Raw genomic sequence first — 20,304 nt, forward strand, 5'->3', positions numbered from 1 at the left:
ATTTTCAATAACACTTACATTGTCTCTAATATTCTTCATGGCCCCTCAATCATTGGCTGATGAGGCCTCTTATGGGGCAATAACCGGGAGGGTACTCGACAGGAATGGCATGCCACTGGCTAACGCTACCGTCGATGCCCGCAATTGGGCAGGATACGTGGTCTGCTCAACAGTCTCGGGACCTGATGGCACCTTTACCTTAGATAAGATACCCATAACAGGGGTAGACGGCAGGAACACCTTCAGCCTGCTTGCAACGTACAATGCAAGCGGAAAAACCTACACGGACAAGACAATATTCTTCTGGGTGTACAAGAACCAGGTGGTAGAGCACGACGTGGTCATCTACTATTACCCGCCCTCCGGCTATGGCTGGCTAACGGGTAAAGTGGTCAACGCTAGCGACCTGAAACAATACCTGCCGGCCACCATATACCTGAATAATGGCATGTATTACTTCGTTTCCGGGGAGCCTGGAGATAGCTTCCAGTTTTACCTGCCCGAAGGCGACTACCAGGTCTGGGCAGAGCATAGCGAGAATGGACAGACGTACTCTTCAGGAAAGAGCGATGTCCACGTTAAGGGCGACGATACCCTCACCTCGATCCTCATGATATCCTTGAATGGAAATGGCACGCCATACCATGCGCCTCCCGCACCGGGCGTCAACGTTGTACATGGCATCGTCAAGCAGAGAAACGATGCCCCACTTTACGGGGCGACGGTCGAGCTTTGCAGGATGACGGGGAAAAGCTTTCCTGTGATGTCCACGACCACAAACGTCGATGGATACTACGTCTTCAACGGGGTCAACATAAGCTCTCCAATGGAGAACTTCGTGGTAAGGCTTCTGTATGACTATAACGGCTCTAAATACGTTAAACTATCCAACCCCTTCACCGTGTACTATAACAACATGCTCAACGTGACCCACGACTATAACGTGCCCCTCTCGGTGGAATTCGTGGACTCGGGGTCGCTGGAGCTTATAACGGACCCCCCAGGGGCTCATATATGGATCGATGGCATGGATACTGGCAGGGTGACACCGTTTAACTTCACTGGAATAAAGGTGGGCTACCACTCGTGTAGCCTGATCATGGATGGATATTTGCCGGAGAATTTATCTATAAGAGTTCCCGCAGAAGGCACGGCTAAGGCGACTAAAGTGTTAAAGCCAAGCACGGGAGACGTGTACTTCATGGTGAAGCCGGCGGATGCCCTAGTGTACGTGAACGGAGAGCCTGTGGGCAAAGGCTCGATTAACCTGACCAGGCTACAGTATGGTGAATACGCCTATACGGTATGCAGGGATGGGTACAGGAACGCCACCGGAACCTTCGAGGTGCTTCCAGGAAGAGACCTTACGGTGAAGGTAGAGCTTGTCGCAGTCCCCGGCTTGAGCCTTACATACCTGGGGTATTTGATCGACGGCATCATAAATGCCTTGAGCAGCATATTCTGAGAATGCTGTGTCCTGTGAAAGAACCATATAGACAGTTCAAGATAGTTCAGCAGGCTCAGAGCATGCCGGATTGACCAAAAATGGTTAATCATTTATGGCTTTCGGTCAAAATTTTCCTTTTATATGTTAATTGATATATGAGCCCAAGGTGCATAGCGCATGATTGAAGCCTCTGGATTGACGAAGATGTATGATGGCGTCCATGGTATCAGGGATGTCAGCTTGAGGGTTGGAGAAGGCGAATCGCTGGGCCTGCTGGGGCCGAATGGCGCCGGAAAGACTACATTGGTGAGGACGCTTATTGGCCTTTTAAGGCCGGACTCCGGGGATGCCACTATAAATGGCATAAGCGTCGTTAGAGAGCCGGATTCCGTGAGGAAGCTTATAGGGTATTTGCCCGAAGCTTTTGGGCTTTATGAGGATATGACGGTTTATGGCCTGCTGGATTATACGGGTAGGCTATACAGGATGGAAAGCGGCGCCCGGAAGGAGCGCATCGTATCGCTATTGAGGCGGTTTGGGCTTTATGATTCGAGGAGAATGAAGGCTGGCACTCTGTCGAAGGGCATGAGGCAGAAGGTGGGGTTTGCCCGTGCGCTGCTCAATGATCCTATGGTGGTTTTCCTGGATGAGCCAACGTCGGGGCTGGACCCGATAGCGGCCCGAAGCGTTGAAGGGCTTATAATGGAGCTTAAAAAAGAGGGTAAAACGATTATCATAACCTCGCATATATTGCCCGAGGCCGAGAAGATGTGCGACAGCGTGGCCATCATAAAGAGTGGCCGGGTGGCCGTATCAGGGAATATCAGGGAAGTTATGGGCAGGTTTGCCGAGCCCGTTGTAATGGTGAGGCTGAAGAGGCCTGAAGATGCGGGACGCGCCGCATCTTTTCTTTCGTCCATGTTTCCGCAGGGCGTGGAAGCCCTGGATGACCTGGTCATGATACGGGCGGCCGAGCCCGAGAAGGCGGCGATGGATGCCAACAGAGCACTTTTAGAGGCTAACATGCCCGTCCTGGAGGTCAGGGTAGAGGGCGCAAGCCTCGACGAGGCTTACTTCAAGGTGCTGGAGGGGTGAAGCATGGCAAGCGTTATTTTTGAGATAGCCCGTAAAGAGGCGCTTTCGTATTATTCGAGGAGGAGCGTTATAGTCCAGAATATCATCTTGCTTTTCGCCTTTAGCATTATACCCATAGAGCAGGTCGGCTCTGTTCTGGCCTCGGGCGGGCACCGTATCAGTTCCCTCTCCTCGACCCTGGACGTATTATTGTTGATAGCCGCTTTTTACCCGATCATGGTGGCCAACGGCATATCCGTGCTTGCTTTCCCATATGAAAAGGATCAGAAGACCATTGAGCACCTGCTGTCGCTGCCTTTAAGCGATAAAGAGATTTTCCTGGGTAAAGCGCTTGCAGCCGTCGTCACCGGCTGGGCAGGGCTGGCGCTGGTCTACTCTATAGTCATAGGCTACGTGCTCGTCGTCGATGGGAGCAGCATCGTGTGGGACGCACCCCTTGTAACGCCTTCCCTTGCCGTGTCCATCTTCGTTGTCGCCCCCATGCTGGTCGTCCTTTCGACGATGGCGCTGATAGCCATCTCCAGCTACATACCCAATACCCGTGAATCGTACATCATCAATATTATTTTAATGGGCGTGATGATAGGTGTCGGAAGCATGAGGCTAGCCATAAATGTCGATCCCCTGCTGTTTGACCTGGGGCTTGCCGCCGCGCTTGCCATCCTCGCCTTCATGGCCTATGTAGTCGGCATTAAGGCCTTTAGCCGCGAAAAGCTGATATCCAGGATATGAGCAAATAGGAGGCCGTATCGGCCATGCCATATTTTTGAGGTGGGGAAAGCTATATATTTGTGGAATACCTTTCTAAACTCTGCTTTAATATATAGGCAGTGCTGTCCGCACCTTTATGCTTTTGCTTAACTATGCGGGGGTTGCCAAGACAGGTCAAAGGCGCAGGATTGAGGGTCCTGTCTCGTAGGAGTTCGCGAGTTCAAATCTCGTCCCCCGCACCTTTTATGAATAAAATTTAGGTTTGGAGTTTTTGCTTTTCGCGGTTCGACGTCTGCTTAGCCATAAAACCTGGACAAAGTTTATTATATGAAAAGAAAGTTCTTTCTTTTGTAAAAAGAAAGTTTTTTATATTCCCACAAGAAACTTATAGGTATGCTTCTCAAGGAGACGCTCCGAAAGGTCGCGGAAATACAGCTCAACGAGGTCAACACGCTCGACCAGGGCGCCAAAAGGGACATCCTCGATTCAATCGACATGAAGTCTCCTATGGCAGTCATCATATCGGGCGTGAGAAGATGCGGAAAAAGCACTTTATTAAAGCAGATAATGAAAAAGAGCAAGAGCTTTAATTACTTTAATTTCGAGGATGAGCGTGCGCTAAGCTTTGACGTATCAGACTTTGAAAGGCTGGACGAGGTATTCTCAGAGCTAAACCCTGATGCATCCTGCTATTTTTTCGACGAGATCCAAAACGTTCCCGAATGGGAGCGGTTCGTCAGAAGAAAGCTCGACGAGGGCAAAAAATTTTTTATAACGGGCTCTAACTCATCGCTGTTGAGCAAGGAGCTAGGCACAAAGCTTACCGGCCGACATCTAACCTATGAGCTATTTCCCATGTCCTACGGGGAGACATTACGGCTTACCGGAGAGCAGGCATCCCTATCTTCCTTTAGTAAATACTTCTATAAAGGAGGGTTCCCCGGCTATATAAAATATGATAACGACATGATGCTCCAGCAAATCTTTAATGACATCGTCATTAAGGACGTTGTCGTTAGATATAGCTTGAAAGACCCGGTACTGGTTAAAAATCTGGCGAAATATCTAATGACAAACGCAGGAAATGAGTTCTCGTACAATGGCCTTAAAAAGTCCTTTGACGTGGGCACGGCGTCTACCATATCAAATTTTGTTTCCTACTTCGAGGACAGCTATTTACTATTTACCATCCCGAAGTTCTCGTATTCCTATAAGAAGCAGCTCATGAACCCGAAGAAGGCCTACGCAATAGACCATGGATTGGCCAGGGCGAACAGCGTATCCTTTTCAGCGGATAAAGGCAGGATACTTGAAAACATCGTATTCTTACAGCTAAGGCGGCTGTACCCCTCCATCTTTTATTTCAGGGAGAAGAACGAATGCGACTTCATCGTACAGGATAAGGCCGGCAAAATGCAGGCGATACAGGTATGCTATAGGCTAGATGAAGACTCGCTTCGGCGAGAGATGAAAGGCTTAAAAGAAGCCATGGAAGCGACGGGCATTAAGAAAGGGACGATAGTCACGTTTGACCAGGAGGATAAATTCGGCGATATCGAGGTAATGCCTGCCTGGAAATGGCTATTAAATGCGTAAGGGGATGTTGGTAGAATGGTTAATTACTTTTTGATAACTCCTTTTGTTGTGGCCAGGCCTGCCAGCCCCACCATGCCCAGTATGGCGAAAGGCAGCAAAGGAAGGCAATTGCCACCTGTACCCGTCGTGGCGGTGGGAGAAGCTATGGGAGTCGGGGTTACGGTCGGCTCAGGGGTTGGCGTCGGGCTTACCACCACAGGCACATCAAAGTCAATATTATTAAAGCCCTGAACAAACCTCAGTTTAACGATATTAGAGTCCTTGGGGATGGGTATCTCGACGAAGCGCAGGCTAGACATGGCACCGGGCTTCACGTCCTCGCCGGTATACGTCCCCTCATTAAGCTTATACTGGTTACCCTGCTCATCATAGAATTCCGGCTGGATATAGCCATCTTCTACATGGTCACCATGGTTCTCATACCGGTAGAAAAGCCTCACCCACTTCACGCGGTCAAGGGGCGTGGTTGGATAAGTGTTGCCCTTCTGGTGGTTACCAACCTCGAGGTATAATAAGTGTACTTCGACGTCACTGCGCATACAATAGAACGACTGATCCAGCGGGATGGTAGCCGTCGTGGTATCGTCGGCATCTGAAAACGCCATGGGCATCATGCCCATGAAAAGCGAAATGATAAGCGCTAAAACGACCACAACGCTCATTCTTCCAGACATGGTGGGATAATAATCACCTATAAAGCTTAAAGCTTTTTAGGCCGACAAAGCGTGTACTATTTATAAGATTAACCTAAATTCTAGCTTTTAGGATGGCCTGAAAATGACCGATAAACGGCTGGTACTCCTCATAACCTGTATGACCGCATTCATAACGCCATTCCTGGGGTCATCGGTGAACATCGCGCTTCCTTCTATAAACGCGGACTTCATGGTGCCCGATGAGGCTTTGCTTAACTGGGTGGCGCTCGGCTTCCTCTTATCGGCGGCCATCTTCGTCGTGCCATTCGGGCGGATAGCTGACATCATTGGAAGAAAGACGATATTCATCACAGGGCTATCAATAGTGGTAATCTCATCAATACTGTGTAGCATGTCGAGCTCTATCCACATGCTCATCTTGTCACGGGCGGTCGAGGGCTTCGGCAGCGCTCTGATATTCGGCACCTCTGTGGCCATCCTCACGGCCGCTTACCCCATGAAGGAGCGCGGCAAGGCGCTCGGCATCAACGTCGCGTTAACGTATCTCGGGCTTTCGGCCGGCCCGGTGCTGGGCGGCTTCATCACGCACAACATCGGATGGAGATACATATATGGGGGTATGGCGGCGTATGCATCCCTCGTTGCTCTACTGGCGCTCCTGGTCCTAAAAGAGAACGAGCGGTGCGCCGAGAACGCGCCATTCGACGCCGTCGGCACGGCCCTTTATGGCGCGATGCTCTTCACTTTCATGATGGGATTATCGATGGTGCCGACAATATGGGGCGGGCTTATAATCGCGTTAAGCTTAGCGGGAATGGCGGCGTTCTTCTGGTGGGAGCTCAGGAACCCGAACCCAGTCTTAAAGGTCAGCGTATTCAGGAAGAATACGGTCTTTTTGTTTTCGAACCTGGCAGCGCTCATAAACTATAGCGCTACCGCGGCCATTGCATTCTTATTAAGCCTCTACTTACACTACATACAGGGCTACGATCCCCAGTCTGCCGGCCTCATCCTGGTAGCTCAGCCCATCGTGCAGGCAATATTTTCGCCTTTATCGGGGAGGCTCTCCGATAAGGTGGAGCCAAGGATTGTCGCCTCTATGGGCATGGGCTTATGTATTATAGGGCTGGCGCTATTCGCGCTCCTTACGCCTTCCACCCCACTATACCAGATCATCGCAAGCCTGATGTTTTTAGGCCTGGGATTCGCCCTCTTCTCATCGCCAAACACGAACGCCATAATGAGCTCGGTGGACAGGTGTGACTATGGCGTGGCCTCCGGCATGGTAAGCACGATGCGCATCATCGGGCAGATGCTTAGCCAGAGCATCGCATTGCTCATCTTTTTAATGATAATGGGCCATACTGAAATCTCACGGGATCAGTCCGGGCCTCTTATGGCCAGCGTTCAGGCCGCCTTCCTCGTTTTTGCCGGGCTATGCGTCATCGGGCTGTTCGCTTCGCTTATGAGGGGTAACCTTAGAAGCGGTGCCACCCCCGTTAACGCTTTGCACCAGAAACAATAGGCCAAAAAATTAAGCTTAAAAAGTAGCTCAGTCCCACCACCTATTAGATAGCCCTTTGAAAAACTTTTTTAAATAGCTTGATTACTATTTCCTGGAAATGCCAAAAAATATATTTTGATGGCGCCTCTTCATACATGGTTTACTATGAGGCTGACAGTAGAAGCCGGCGGCTTAACCCTGCAGAACCCGACCATCCTGGCGGCAGGCATCCTGGGCACAACTGGAGCGTCGCTTAAAAGGGTGGCATCGATGGGGGCGGGGGCAGTCGTCACCAAGTCAATCGGCGTCGAGCCCAGATACGGGCACCCCAACCCATCGATGATAAAGCTCGAATGCGGGTATATAAATGCCATGGGGTTGCCGAACCCTTCATACAGGGAATTCTTGCAGGAGCTGGAGGTAGCAAGGCAGGCGGGCGTGCCGGTCATCGCAAGCATATTCGGGGCCAACGAGGCCGAGTTCAGGGAGGTGGCGGAAGGGCTTCCTGGCGCTTCAGCTTACGAGCTTAACGTGAGCTGCCCGCACGCTAAAGGATACGGGATGCAGCTTGGCACCGACCCGGCGCTCGTGGAGGCGGTAACGCGGGCCGTGAAAGGCGCAGTCGACGTGCCGGTATGGGTTAAATTGACCCCGAATGTCACGGACATCACGGCAATCGGGAGGGCGGCACAGGACGGCGGCGCGGACGCGGTGGTAGCCATCAACACGGTCAAGGCGATGACAATAGACATCGACAGCGGCTACCCCATACTCGGCAATATAAGCGGAGGGCTATCAGGGCCGGCCATAAAGCCCATAGCGGTTAAATGCGTGTACGAACTATACGAGGCTCTGGACATACCGGTCATAGGGGTGGGCGGCATATCAAACTGGGCCGACGCAGTCGAATTCCTCATGGCCGGCGCATCCGCCGTCGAAATCGGCTCGGCGGTATACGACGGCCTTGAAGTCTTCGCCTCGGTCTCGATGGGGCTTTCCGACTACCTGGAAAGGAAAAACATGAAGCTCGAAGATCTTGTTGGCCTATCCCATAGGGTGGTGAAGCATGAGGCCCATAAGTGCTAAAATTTTGAAGGTTATTGATGAGACTCCTACAATTAAGACCTTTAGGCTCGATACGGCGGGCTGGCTCAAGGGAAAGCCCGGGCAATTCGTCATGGTCTGGGCTAGAGGGGTAGATGAGGTGCCTATGGCCCTCTCCTATGAGGATGGCATCACCGTTCAGAGGGTGGGCGAGGCCACAGAGGCCATGTTCAGGCTAAAAGAAGGCGACACGCTCGGCATCCGGGGGCCTTATGGCAACGGGTGGGAGCTTGTGGGCGATAATATCTTAATCATTTCAGGAGGCGTAGGCTCAGCGCCGCTGGCGCCTCTGGCCGAAAAGGCCGCAGCCATAGGGGTACAGGTGACCGTATTGGCGGGGTACAGGACGAAAGAAGAGGTCCACTTCGAGACAAGGTACAGGAAGGCTGGAAAGACGCTTATATCCACAGATGACGGTAGCTATGGCCATAAGGGTTTCGTGACCGACCTTATGAGGGATATAGACTTAAGTATGTACACTCAAATATATTGTTGCGGCCCGGAAAAGATGATGTATCGTGTCCTGGGCATCCTGGATGGGCATAAGATGGCTGACCGCTCGCAGTTCAGCCTGCAGCGACACATGAAATGCGGCATAGGCGTGTGCGGAAGCTGCTGTATCGACCCGGATGGCTTGAGGGTTTGCAGGGATGGCCCGGTGTTCAGGGGCGATACGCTGATAAGCTCCGAGCTCGGAAGGTATGCCAGGGATGGTAGCGGCAGGAGGCTGAAATTATGGCTATAATAGGCAGGTTCAGGCATAATCACAGGGTTTTCACCGGCGAGGTTATCGAAGGCAAGGTCCACTCCATGCTGGGCGGCAGGGAGTATGACATGAGCGAGGTCAAGGTGTTACCGCCCTGTACGCCGACCAAGATCGTTTGCGTCGGCTGTAACTACGTTGAGCATGCGAAAGAGCTTAACGAGCGTATACCGGATGAGCCTATATTATTCATTAAGCCGCCGTCCAGCGTGCTGGCGAGCGGCGAGAGCATAATTTATCCTGAGCAGGCGAAGCGGGTGGACTACGAGGCTGAGCTTGCGGTAGTCATTGGCAAGCGCACGAAGAACGTTAAGGCGGATAAGGCGAAAAGCCATATACTCGGCTACACGTGTTTCAACGACGTTACGGCCAGGGATTTACAGCGTAAGGATGTCCAGTGGACTCGCGCTAAAAGCTTCGATACGTTTTCCCCGATTGGCCCATTTATCCAGACGGAAGTCGACCCCACTAATCTTAACATTAAGGCCAGGCTTAATGGGGCCGTAAAGCAGGATTCGAACACGAGCGATATGATCTTTAACGTTTATAAGCTGGTGGAGTTCGTGTCGAGCGTAATGACCCTGGAGATGGGCGACGTCATTGCGACGGGCACGCCCCCGGGCGTGGGTCCCATGAAGCGTGGAGACACTATAGAGGTGGAAATAGATAATATCGGGGTCCTGGCCAATAAAGTGGCATAGAAAAAGTATAATACAAAAATATTTTTATTTGCTTTTCTTGCGGTCATAGAAATATTTATTAGTATAAGCTGTATAATTTAAAATTATGGCAAGCGGTCGCAGGGCATACATTAGTAAAAAGCCCTTCATGATAATTTGCCACTTTTATTATTTGAGCGGCCGCAGCGTGCGAAAAACGTTAGAGACATTATGGGGGCATCGAAGGGGGCAAAAAGGGGTTCTTATGTATGAGCGGTATAAAAAGCTTCTTCGATACCATAATGGGCAGTTCCAGGTATAAGGGCGAAATGGCCGCGCAGAGGGCGGTCAACCCTCGGGCTAGCGTTGCATATAGCGTAGACGCTCGTTCCAGCCGCGACTCCATCCAGGATATCAAAAGCATGCTCGATGAGGCTATAACGGAATATTCGGAGGCGGTCAGGCAGAAGCCCGACTATGCGGAAGCCCATTATAACCTTGGCGTGGCGCTGGATGATAAAGGCCTGCTGGACGATGCGATAAGGGAGTTCCGCGAGGCCGTCCGTCTAAACCCTGATTTTTCAGAAGCCCACTATAACCTGGGGGTTGCATTAGATGATAAAGGGCTATTAGATGATGCCATTAAGGAGTATCGTGAGTCTTTGCGCCTGAACCCCGACTATGCAAGGGCACATTATAGCCTCGGCATCGCCCTTGGAAAAAGAGACCAGCTTGACGAGGCCATCCACGAGTTCAAGGAAGCGTTGAGGCTACAGCCTGACAACCCTGAAGTCCATTATAACATGGGCGTGGTGCTGGCCAGGAAAGGCCTCATTGATGATGCCATAAAGGCGTTCAGGGACGCCATAGCGCTAAAGCCTGACGACGCGGAAGCCCACTATAATCTTGGAGTGTCGCTGGACTACAAAGGCCTGATAGACGAGGCGATATCCGAGTTCAGGGAGACGGTATGGCTCAAGCCGGATGACGCTGAAGCCCATTATAACCTTGGCCTGGCGCTGAGCAAAAAGGGGATGTTCGACCAGGCAATACGGGAATATAGGGAGGCGGTAAGGCTTAAGCCGGATTACGCTAAGGCCCATAATAACCTGGGCATCGTGTTAGATTATAAGGGCATGGTCGACGAGGCCATAAAAGAATACCGGGCCGCTGTCAACTTGAAGCCCGATGACGCTGAAGCCCATTACAACCTTGGCGTGGCCCTTACCTCTAAAAATGAGCTTGACGAGGCCATCCACGAGTTCAAGGAGGCCGTTAAGCTTAAGCCGAACTATCCTGAGGCGCATTTCAAGCTTGGCTACGCGCTATGCAGGAAAGGGCTGCTGGATGACGCCATCAGGGAGCTCAGGGAGGCCATCTGGCTCAGGCCAGGCTTCGCCGAAGCCCACTATAACCTTGGGGTCGTTTTTGGCAAGAAAAACATGATGGATGACGCCATCCGCGAGCTGAAGGATGCCATAAGGCTCAGGCCGGATTACGCGGAGGCCCATTATAACCTCGGCCTCGCCTACGACTATAAGGGTCAAATCGATGACGCGATAAAGGAATATAAGGAGGCCCTGAGGATCAGGCCTGACTACGTCAAGGCGAGGAATAACCTTGGCGTGGCACTGGACGAGAAAGGCTTTTTGGATGATACCATCCGGGAGTTCAGGGAAGTCGTATGGCTCAAGCCGGATGACGCCGAGGCGCACTATAACCTGGGCTTAGCCCTGAGTAAAAAGGGCTCGCTGGATCAGGCTATAAGGGAATTCAGGGAGGCTTACAGGCTTAAGCCTGACTTTGCCGAGGCATTCTATAATCTTGCAGTTGTTTTTGGCAAGAAAGGGCTGCTGGATGACGCCATACGCGAGTACAGGGAGGCGATAAGGCTCAGGCCCGATTACGCAGAGGCGCACTACAACCTGGCGATTGCCTATAGCAAGAAGAACATGGTAGACGATGCGATCAAGGAGTTCAGGGAAGCCGTCCACCTCAGGCCTGACGACGCGAACGCCCACTATAACCTCGGGCTCGCGCTAAACAAGAAAGGATTGCTGGATAACGCCATACGCGAGTACGTCGAGGTGGTGCGCCTCAGGCCAGACGACGCCAAAGCGCATAATAACCTGGCGCTGGCATTATATGACAAGGGCATGCTAGATGAGGCTGTGAAAGAGTTTCGCGAGGCCATCAGAATAAAGCCGGAATACGCAGAGGCGCACTACAACCTTGGCGTCGCCCTGGATCGCAAGGGCCTGATAGACGAGGCGATCGGCGAATACTTAATCGCCATCGAGATGAAGCCGGAAGAGCCGAATGCCCATTATAGCCTTGGCATGGCGCTATACAAGAAGGGGCTGCTCGATGACGCAATAAAAGAGTTCAAGGAGGTAATATGGCTAAAGCCCGATGACTTTAGCGCTCGCTTTCAGCTTGGCCTCGCCTTCAACGAGAAAAACATGCTGGACGACGCCATCAGAGAGCTTAGAGAGGCGGCCAGCATGGAGCCTGGCGACCCTGCCATCCACTATAATTTAGGCCTCGTGCTTGGCAGGAAGGGGCTGCTTGACGATGCGATAGGGGAATTTAAGGCGGCGCTGAAGCTGAAGCCTGACGACGTGAACGCCCACTATTACCTGGGCCTCGCGTATAATTATAAAGGCATGTACGATGATGCGGCGACTGAACTGGGGGAGGCGCTGCGCCTGAAGCCAGACGATGCGAACACCCACTATAACCTCGGCGTGGTCATGGCAAACATGGGCCGTTTCGACGACGCTATCAGAGAATATAGGGAGGCGCTGCGCATCAAGCCTGATTATGCTAAAGCCCATAATAACCTGGGCATCGTACTCGACTATAAGGGGCAGGTCGATGAAGCCATCGCTGAATACTTAGAGGCTGTACGCTTGAAGCCTGACGATGCAAATGCCCATTATAACCTTGGACTGGCTTATGACAATAAAGGCATGCTTGACGAGGCCATCCGAGAGCTTAAGGAGGCATTAAGGCTGAAGCCGGACGACGCTAACGCCCACTATAACCTGGGCGTCATACTCGGCAAGAAGGGCCTTCTTAAGGAGGCCATAGATGAATATAACATTGCAGTAAGCCTAAGGCCTGACTATGCTGAGGCGTACTATAACCTTGGTTTTGCGCTGGATATGGCGCAAATGGGCGCGAAGGCGGTAGAGGCGTACAGAAAATTCATAGACTGCGCCCCGCCGCAGTATGCCAGCTATGTGGACCATGCGCGCCAGCGGGTAAGGGAGATGGGAAATGCGTAAAAAGGATAAATAGACGGGTTTTTAACCCCGCCATAACTTACCAGAACATTCCGAACGGCCCGAAAGGACAAAATGGACCAAACGGCCCGAAGCCGAATCTGAATAGGCCGAATAGCCCGAATGGGCCGAACGGGCCGAACGGGCCGAACGGAAACCATGCTGCCGCTGGTAGAACCGCGGTGGCGAATGCGGCTAAAGCGGTAACTGCTGCCATCAATTTTTTATGCATAACCTGCAAACCTCCCACAATATATGAGATAGCAGGGCATAATGTTTAATATTGCCTGCAAATTTAGTGAAATATGGCTTGTTAAAAGCCATTATTTATTATTAAATATATATAAAAGAAAAAATGGTCTAATATTATGCCCTACCTGTAATGGTACCGCTCACCTTTTTTAACAGATGCCGAATGGGCCGAAAGGCCCGAACGGGAACCCAACGCCGAATGGCCCGAAGCCTCCGAAGAATGGGGTTGCAAAGCCATTGACGCTAGTGAACCCCGAAGTGAAAGTCGAGGCTGTTGTGAATCCGGAAGTAAAGCTCGTGCCGAATGGCCCGAAGCCAAACGGGCCGCAGTGGCCGAACGGTCCGAAAGGCGTAAACCATGCCATGGCGGGCAGGGCGCATGCCATTGCAAGCAAAGCCACGGTAAATGCTATCAATAGTTTCCTGAACATACTTCTTTTATACCTCCTCCATTAAGTCTGATAGAAGGATATGTTGTTTAATATTATGCGTAATTATCAGCAATCTTAGGGAAATGAGTCCAATTTTTAGCGATTATTTTTGTTAAGCAATAAATATTGGTTGTTTTGTTAAAATAAGTTCATTTATGCTTTATATTTTAGGTATTAAGTGGGCTATTGCCTGCTTTTTGTACCTATGATGCGTAATGCTGAAGCTTGGCCCTGCCGACTTAAAAAGCAATCTATATATAGTTGGCGCGAGTATTGATTCTCTAAAATCAGGCTTACATAGGCCGATTTGTCCGCAAGGCACTCATAGATGCGCCAGAGGCATGTCAATGACTGAGTTCCCCAAAAAATATGACCCAAAGGAGATTGAGCCCAGGATACAAAAGTTCTGGGAAGAGGAGAAGATCTTTAAGTTTGACCCTACCAGCGAGAGGCCTACCTATTCTATAGATACGCCTCCTCCTACGCTGTCAGGCTATATCCACATGGGACATGTCATGTCGTACTCGCAGGCGGAGTTCGTGGCCCGATACCAGCGCATGAAAGGAAAGAACGTCTTCTACCCTATGGGCTTTGACGATAATGGCCTTCCCACCGAGCGCTTTGTCGAGAAGAAGTATAAGGTTAACATAAAGGAGATAGGCCGCGAGGAGTTCATCAAGCTTTGCCTCAAGGAGACCGAGATAGGAGGCGCAAACTACCGGAACGTCTGGACGAGGCTGGGCATATCGGTGGACTGGAGCCTGCTGTATTCTACTATTAATAAGCGCTGCCAGCGTATCTCCCAGCGGTCTTTCATAGACATCTACAAAAAAGGCAGGATAGAGAGGCGCAACGAGCCGGCCATATGGTGCCCCCTTTGTGAGACCTCGCTTGCCCAGGCGGACGTGGAGGACTCCGAGCCCCGGAAATCGTTCCTTAATACGATTAAGTTTAAGGGGGAGGATGGCGCTGACCTTTTGATTGCAACCTCAAGGCCCGAGCTTTTATCGTCGTGCGTGGCGCTGCTGGTAAACCCCGGGGACGAGCGCTATAAGCACCTCGTCGGTAAGACGGCTATAACTCCGCTTTTTAACGAAAAGGTGCCCATACTGGCAGACATAAAGGTAGACCCGGAGTTCGGCACTGGCATGGTCATGGTGTGCACGTTCGGGGACAAGACGGATATAGACTGGTGGAGGCAGTTCGGCCTGCCGCTAAAGCTTTCCATCAACGCTAACGGCACTATGAACGATAACGCACAAAAATATAAGGGCATGACCATCACGGAGTGCAGGAAGCAAATCATCGAGGACTTAAAGGAGGCCGGGCTGCTCGTGGAGCAGAAGCCCATCGAGCACGTCATGAACGTGCACGAGCGCTGCGGGACGCCGGTGGAATACTACGTAACGCAGCAATGGTTCATCAAGATACTCGACCTCAAGGATGAGCTGCTTGCGCAGGGCGCGAAGCTTAAATGGTACCCTGAGCGTATGAAAGTCAGATACGATACATGGATAAACGGCCTCAAGTGGGATTGGTGTATATCAAGGCAGCGCTACTTTGGCGTTCCGTTCCCGTTGTGGTATTGCAAGAAGTGTGGCGCCGTGGCATTAGCGGATGAGAGCCAGCTTCCGGTAGACCCCATGGCCACAAAGCCTCTACGCCCGTGCGAAAAGTGTGGCTCTACGGAGTTTGAGCCAGAAAGGGACGTAATGGATACGTGGGCGACCTCCTCAGTCACTCCACTCATCAACTCGAACTGGGGCGAGCCCAACTCTATCATCGATAAAATATACCCGATGAGCCTGAGGCCGCAGGCCCACGAGATCATCAGGACGTGGCTCTTCTATACAGTGATAAAGAGCTACCTGCATACCAACAGCCTGCCCTGGACTACAGTCATGATATCCGGCCACGGCCTGGACCCGCATGGCAAGGCGATGCACAAGTCCAAGGGCAACATAGTTGAGCCGCTGCCCATAGTGGACAAGTACAGCGCCGACGCCCTGAGGTGGTGGGCCGCATCGGCAAAGCTGGGCGACGACCTCCCATTCAAGGAAAAAGAAGTCGTGTATGGCCAAAAGTTCATAAATAAGCTCTTCAACGCCTCCAGGTTCGTATCCATCCACATCAAGGGATATAAGCCAGAGGAGCCAGAGCTGGAGCTTATAGACAGGTGGCTGCTCACGAAGCTTAACGATGTCATAAAAGAGAGCACCGAGAACTTCGAGCGCTACGAGTACAGCAAGGCGAAGGCGCTGACCGAGCAGTTCTTCTGGGGAGACTTCTGCGATAACTATCTTGAGATAGTCAAGGACCGGCTATACAGGAAGGCAGAGAATGGGGAGAGCGGCAGGGCTGCCATGTATACGGTTTACATGGCATTGCTGAACTCTCTGAAGCTTTTAGCCCCTTTCATACCTCATATCACCGAGGATGTCTATCAGCGCCTGTTCAGGGATAATGAGGGCGACATCAGCCTGCACGTCTCGAGATGGCCCGAGCCGAACTATCACTGGACCGACATTGAGGCGTTGAGGCTGGGCAACATGGCCGTAGCAATGCTCTCAAGCCTGAGGCAATACAAGAACTCCCAGAACATGGCTCAGAACGCGTCCCTATCCAGGGTAATCATCATGAGCGACGGCCTGGACGCCGATATCAGGCGCTTCGACCAGGTTTTGAAGGATGCCATGAAAATATCGCAGATCTCTTATGGCACGGTAGAGCGCCCGGATGCTGTGCTGGTGATAGGCGGCACGGAGATAAAGATGCAAATAGAAAAATAAGCGTTAGCCGGTATGGGCCATCTTTTTATGCTTTTGTCATGGACGGCACGCCCGCCTTTTTGGATACCCAGTCAAATACCACTCCCAGCAGGCCTCCCCAGATGATAGCTGCCACGAGTGCCGTGACTATCCCCGTCGTGGTCAACGACGTCGGCAGCGTCCCTCCTGCCTTTAATATTATAGGTATCAGCAACCCGAAGACCACCCAGATTGCAAGCAGGAATACTATCCCCTTTGTCACACTATTCCCCGTCGGAATGCTCTCGATGATGGCTCCAAAGATGGCGCCCAGGATTAGCCCGATGATCGCCATAAAGAGCAAGAGCGTGATCATCGCCGTTAGCGAAGCCGCAGCAAAGCCTACGGCTGGCAGCATGCCACCAAAAACGGACCGCACGTCCACGAATGCCAGGAGAGATGCCAGCCCAATCAGGGCCATCAATATGGATAATACGCCCATAATGACTCCAGTTATAATGCCTGCTATCGCGCCATTGCCAATATCTTTACTCGCCATAGTATACCTCCCATGCCTTTAGACTATAATCGGCAAATATGGCCTGATTTTGTTCAGATTTCGTTTAAATAATGTATCGTCTTTTTCCATAAGACTTGTCCGTTTTTAAAACAGGTCAAATTAAAGCTTGTTTTATAAAGAGCAAAATAAAATATGAAGAAGAGAGCGTCTTTATAGTTTTTTCATCGTGGCTACGGCAGCGCCCAGCATCGCCAGCGCTGCCAGCATCGTGAAGCCTGGAGACGGCTTGGGCGTGGGCGTCCCGGCAGGTATCGCCGTTGGCGTGGCCGTCGGCACGCCAGTCATAACCTTCCAGGTCTTAATTGTCAGGTTTTTAATGCCCTCATCCGGGACGTTAACTGTAAACTTATTATTCGTCGCGTCCGGGTACTGGATCGAGTAGGCCATGTCTGTGGACTTATCCACGTAGTCTAGCCTGGATGGTATGACCCTGAAGCTATACTTCCCGCTTCCTACGACGTCCATGCTAAACGTGCCGTCCGGGTTCGGGTTTGTCCTAACCGAGAAGCCGCTCTCGTTAATAGCATATATCGTCAGGTCCGTGACGCTCGTCACGTTATTGTAGTTACCCGGGTCGAAAGGTATGGTCCCGCTTATCGTCGGGTATGCCACTTTCATCGCCGGGATAGTTACGTTCTTCAGGCCCTGGTCGGGCACCACCTTTATGAAAACGTTTGCCGTTCCATCGGGGTAAAATATCGAGTACGAAGCGTTGGTCGTCTTGTTTAAATAGTCTAGCTTAGACGGCTCCACCCTAAAGCTATAAGTGCCATTTCCTGGCAATATCATGCTAAAATTGCCGTATGCGTCTGGGTTAACCTTTATTTCGGCGCCGCCAGGCCCTATCGCATATATAGTCAAATTGGCAGCGCTTTTAACTCCATTCAAGTTATCAGGGTCAAACGGGATGGACCCGCTGACAATGGCCTGGGCATATGCATTTGAGGCTAAAGCCCCTACCAGCATGATCGCCGTCATAAGCAAACATAACTGCAACTTACGCATAATATTTTTCCTCGCAATCCTATTCTCACATACAAGAAATAAGCTTTTTTGTCTTATACGGTATCCAGGTAAATATTTTATGGTCTGCCGCTCTTAATGTGAATCATGAATGACCAGACGAGGCTCTTCCTTAAGAGGCGCTTCATGGAGTACTATTCAGGGCATCCTGTAATGGGGCCTCCCGGGCTTGCGCAGAGGGAGTGGGGCTTCCTCTTTTATGATGACGTGCCCGATAAGTCGAGGCCGGTGCAGATGCATCGCCATAAGTCGTTCAATAGCATTGGTGAATTGAATGATTATCTGAGGAGTACGGGGCCGCAGCACGCTTACCACTCGGCCGCCTATTACCAGTACCCGCAGGCGCCTACCATGCTTGAGAAGAAATGGCTGGGAGCAGACCTGGTTTTCGACCTTGACGCCGATCACCTGCCGAACCCGCCCAAGTCTTACTCGGGCATGCTGGAGATGGTCAAGCGCGAGATCATAAGGCTAATTGACGAATTCTTAATGGATGATTTGGGATTTAGCGAGAAAGACATGGATATCGTTTTTTCCGGGGGCCGGGGCTACCACGTCCATGTAAGGGATGAGCGGGTAAAGGCTCTAAAAAGCCCTGAGCGCAGGGAGATTGTAGACTATATTTTGGGGACAGGGCTCAATAGCGACCGCATATTTACCAGGGCTACGAAAATAGTGGAGGGCTTTAAGGGCCAGAAGACTACTGGCGTCTGGCAAATAAATGGATTCGACGATAATCGGCAGGGCTATGGATGGAGCTTGAGGGTGGCGAGGTACATCTCGGACAAGCTGGCCGATATAGGCCGCCTCGAGGATAAGGAGGCAAAAAAGGTACTAAAAAAATATCAGCTGGATAGCAAGCAGGCGGGAGACCTTCTGGCTATATCGCGAAGCCCGGCAGAGCTCAATAAAATAAAGGAGGGGCGGCTCGAGATAAAAGGGAATCTAAAAGGCTTTTTTAAGAACATGCTGGACGGGACTATAACTGAGTTTAAGGTTGACGTGGCCGGGAAGACCGACGAGCCAGTAACCGCCGACATAAAAAGGCTTATCCGCCTGCCAGGCTCCATCCATGGAGGCACGTCGTTCCGCGTAGTGCCGCTCACCAGGAAACAACTCGAAACATTTAATCCCCTTGAGGATGCCATTATATTTGGTGACGAGCCGGTAAGGGTGCTAGTCCTCAGGCCCCAGGAAGTAGAGGTCAAAGGGAATATATGGCGGGTCAGCGAGGGCGTGGGGCGCCTGCCGGAAAGCGTCGCGATGTTCCTGATGTGCCGCGGGTATGCCGAATATGAGCCTTGAAGATCTGCAACTCATACTGACGAAAGAGCGAGAGATAGACGAGCTGCAAGAGCTTGGCGACTCTTTCTACGAGAATGCGGCCCTGTACATTAAAAAGCTCGAAGAGGCGAGGAGCGAGGCCACGAATTACCGCGAGGCGGACATGATAAGCGACGAGCTAAAGAACGCCCGCATGGTGCTGGAAGGAATATTCGACAGGAGGCGCAGCAAGATAATCGACGCGGCAATAAACGCCGCCTCCGGCATAAAAATAGACGTAAAAGGGCTAACGTCGAAAGAAAAAACGATGTACGAGACAATCGTGGCCGCACTGGAGCGGGGCCGCAACGAAATCCTCATCCCGATCCTCGAGCCTACGCCCCTCCAAAATCCTGCAAAAAATATATTAGGGGAGACGACCACTAAGGAAAAGCCCATCGAAAATTCTTTAACCTATGATAATCATGTAGATGAAGACCTTATGATGGTTAAAGTGCTAAAAGACGTCCCCCGCTTCGTGGGAGTCGATGGGAGGCACTACCACTTATCCAGCGAGGACATAGTAGTCCTTCCAAAGGCGAACGCGCTGGTACTGTGCAAGAAAAACGTTGCCATACCCTTGCAAAACCCGCAGGGCTAAGGGGTTAACCATATAAATCTAAACGCAAAAAGGTGTATATCACATGAAGATGCCGAAAAAGTACATGACGTACTGTCCATATTGTAAGACTCATACTGAGCACGAGGTGGAGAAGGTCAAGAAAGGAAGGGCCTCCTCCCTGACGAGGATCGAGCGCCAGAAGGCAAGGTCCTTTGGCATCGGCAATAGAGGAAAATTCTCGAAGGTGCCCGGCGGCGATAAGCCCACCAAGAGGCTCCACATAAGGCTTAGGTGCCTCAAGTGTAAGAAGGCAATAGTCAAGCCCGGGATAAGGATACAGAAGTTCGAGCTTGTAGAAGAGTAAGTGAAGGTGACCTTCATGGATGTGACGAGGAGCAAGTTCCTTAAGGTAAAGTGCAACGACTGCCAGAACGAGCAGATCATCTTCGGCAACGCCACGACCCGCGTGGACTGCACGGTGTGCGGCAGGACGCTGGCCGAGCCCAGCGGGGGCAAGGCAATAATAAAAACCCAAATCCTGGAAGTACTCGACTGAATAGAGGT

At 51.4% G+C, this 20,304-nt stretch carries 18 protein-coding genes and 1 tRNA gene; 15 read left to right on the top strand and 4 right to left on the bottom strand.

Features of this window, described 5'->3' with window-relative positions:
- The first annotated feature begins 19 nt into the window (after positions 1 to 19).
- The 5 genes from MTC_RS05015 to MTC_RS05035 all read left to right on the top strand — a co-directional run bounded on the left by MTC_RS05015 (position 20) and on the right by MTC_RS05035 (position 4,849).
- Complete coding sequence (locus tag MTC_RS05015; protein WP_237705979.1) at positions 20 to 1,465, top strand: carboxypeptidase regulatory-like domain-containing protein; 1,446 nt, start codon at positions 20 to 22, stop codon at positions 1,463 to 1,465.
- A 159-nt stretch (positions 1,466 to 1,624) separates the two neighbouring features.
- Positions 1,625 to 2,542: an ABC transporter ATP-binding protein gene (locus MTC_RS05020; RefSeq protein WP_014405600.1), complete on the top strand. Its 918-nt coding sequence runs from the start codon at positions 1,625 to 1,627 to the stop codon at positions 2,540 to 2,542.
- A 3-nt stretch (positions 2,543 to 2,545) separates the two neighbouring features.
- On the top strand, positions 2,546 to 3,274 hold the full coding sequence (locus MTC_RS05025) for an ABC transporter permease (RefSeq protein ID WP_014405601.1): 729 nt from the start codon (positions 2,546 to 2,548) through the stop codon (positions 3,272 to 3,274).
- Positions 3,275 to 3,407: 133 nt separating this feature from the next.
- Positions 3,408 to 3,492 (top strand) — tRNA-Leu (locus MTC_RS05030).
- A gap of 154 nt (positions 3,493 to 3,646) precedes the next feature.
- Positions 3,647 to 4,849, top strand: a complete 1,203-nt coding sequence (locus MTC_RS05035; RefSeq protein ID WP_014405602.1) for an ATP-binding protein — start codon at positions 3,647 to 3,649, stop codon at positions 4,847 to 4,849.
- A 23-nt stretch (positions 4,850 to 4,872) separates the two neighbouring features.
- Here the strand turns inward: MTC_RS05035 and MTC_RS05040 are convergent, their stop codons facing one another.
- A complete protein-coding gene (locus MTC_RS05040) occupies positions 4,873 to 5,523 on the bottom strand; it encodes a hypothetical protein (RefSeq protein WP_143767076.1) in 651 nt (216 codons plus the stop codon).
- A 103-nt stretch (positions 5,524 to 5,626) separates the two neighbouring features.
- On the opposite strand from MTC_RS05040, the gene MTC_RS05045 reads away from it, so the two are divergent.
- The 5 genes from MTC_RS05045 to MTC_RS05065 all read left to right on the top strand — a co-directional run bounded on the left by MTC_RS05045 (position 5,627) and on the right by MTC_RS05065 (position 12,825).
- Positions 5,627 to 7,030 (top strand): MFS transporter, encoded by a 1,404-nt coding sequence (locus tag MTC_RS05045; protein ID WP_014405604.1) that lies wholly within the window; start codon positions 5,627 to 5,629, stop codon positions 7,028 to 7,030.
- A 144-nt stretch (positions 7,031 to 7,174) separates the two neighbouring features.
- The gene (locus MTC_RS05050) at positions 7,175 to 8,095 is read left to right on the top strand and encodes a dihydroorotate dehydrogenase (RefSeq protein WP_014405605.1); all 921 of its coding nucleotides are present in this window, start codon (positions 7,175 to 7,177) and stop codon (positions 8,093 to 8,095) included.
- Positions 8,076 to 8,858 (top strand): dihydroorotate dehydrogenase electron transfer subunit, encoded by a 783-nt coding sequence (locus MTC_RS05055; protein WP_014405606.1) that lies wholly within the window; start codon positions 8,076 to 8,078, stop codon positions 8,856 to 8,858. Before MTC_RS05050 ends, MTC_RS05055 begins: the two co-directional genes overlap by 20 nt.
- Positions 8,849 to 9,577, top strand: coding sequence for a fumarylacetoacetate hydrolase family protein (locus tag MTC_RS05060; RefSeq protein WP_014405607.1), 729 nt, complete (start codon positions 8,849 to 8,851; stop codon positions 9,575 to 9,577). The genes MTC_RS05055 and MTC_RS05060 overlap by 10 nt, the downstream gene beginning before the upstream one ends.
- A gap of 227 nt (positions 9,578 to 9,804) precedes the next feature.
- Positions 9,805 to 12,825, top strand: a complete 3,021-nt coding sequence (locus MTC_RS05065; protein WP_014405608.1) for a tetratricopeptide repeat protein — start codon at positions 9,805 to 9,807, stop codon at positions 12,823 to 12,825.
- Positions 12,826 to 13,223: 398 nt separating this feature from the next.
- On the opposite strand, the gene MTC_RS13040 is transcribed toward MTC_RS05065, so the two are convergent.
- The gene (locus MTC_RS13040) at positions 13,224 to 13,505 is read right to left on the bottom strand and encodes a hypothetical protein (protein WP_014405610.1); all 282 of its coding nucleotides are present in this window, start codon (positions 13,503 to 13,505) and stop codon (positions 13,224 to 13,226) included.
- A 347-nt stretch (positions 13,506 to 13,852) separates the two neighbouring features.
- Here MTC_RS13040 and MTC_RS05080 point away from each other — a divergent pair, with 347 nt between their 5' ends.
- Positions 13,853 to 16,294, top strand: a complete 2,442-nt coding sequence (locus MTC_RS05080) for a valine--tRNA ligase (RefSeq protein ID WP_014405611.1) — start codon at positions 13,853 to 13,855, stop codon at positions 16,292 to 16,294.
- A gap of 25 nt (positions 16,295 to 16,319) precedes the next feature.
- On the opposite strand, the gene MTC_RS05085 is transcribed toward MTC_RS05080, so the two are convergent.
- Entirely contained in the window at positions 16,320 to 16,811 is a 492-nt protein-coding gene (locus tag MTC_RS05085; RefSeq protein WP_014405612.1) for a DUF6789 family protein, read from the bottom strand.
- A 171-nt stretch (positions 16,812 to 16,982) separates the two neighbouring features.
- Entirely contained in the window at positions 16,983 to 17,810 is an 828-nt protein-coding gene (locus MTC_RS05090; RefSeq protein ID WP_048189032.1) for a hypothetical protein, read from the bottom strand.
- 132 nt (positions 17,811 to 17,942) lie between these two features.
- On the opposite strand from MTC_RS05090, the gene priS reads away from it, so the two are divergent.
- From priS to MTC_RS05110, 4 genes are read left to right on the top strand one after another with little or no spacing between them, the layout of a single operon-like run.
- The gene (gene priS / locus MTC_RS05095) at positions 17,943 to 19,160 is read left to right on the top strand and encodes a DNA primase catalytic subunit PriS (RefSeq protein WP_014405614.1); all 1,218 of its coding nucleotides are present in this window, start codon (positions 17,943 to 17,945) and stop codon (positions 19,158 to 19,160) included.
- On the top strand, positions 19,150 to 19,779 hold the full coding sequence (locus MTC_RS05100; RefSeq protein ID WP_014405615.1) for a DNA replication complex subunit Gins51: 630 nt from the start codon (positions 19,150 to 19,152) through the stop codon (positions 19,777 to 19,779). The genes priS and MTC_RS05100 overlap by 11 nt, the downstream gene beginning before the upstream one ends.
- Positions 19,780 to 19,822: 43 nt before the next feature.
- A complete protein-coding gene (locus MTC_RS05105; protein ID WP_014405616.1) occupies positions 19,823 to 20,104 on the top strand; it encodes a 50S ribosomal protein L44e in 282 nt (93 codons plus the stop codon).
- A gap of 15 nt (positions 20,105 to 20,119) precedes the next feature.
- Positions 20,120 to 20,296: a 30S ribosomal protein S27e gene (locus MTC_RS05110; protein WP_014405617.1), complete on the top strand. Its 177-nt coding sequence runs from the start codon at positions 20,120 to 20,122 to the stop codon at positions 20,294 to 20,296.
- Positions 20,297 to 20,304: the final 8 nt, after the last annotated feature.

Origin of the sequence: Methanocella conradii HZ254 (assembly GCF_000251105.1) — an archaeon.
GTDB classification, from domain to species: domain Archaea; phylum Halobacteriota; class Methanocellia; order Methanocellales; family Methanocellaceae; genus Methanocella; species Methanocella conradii.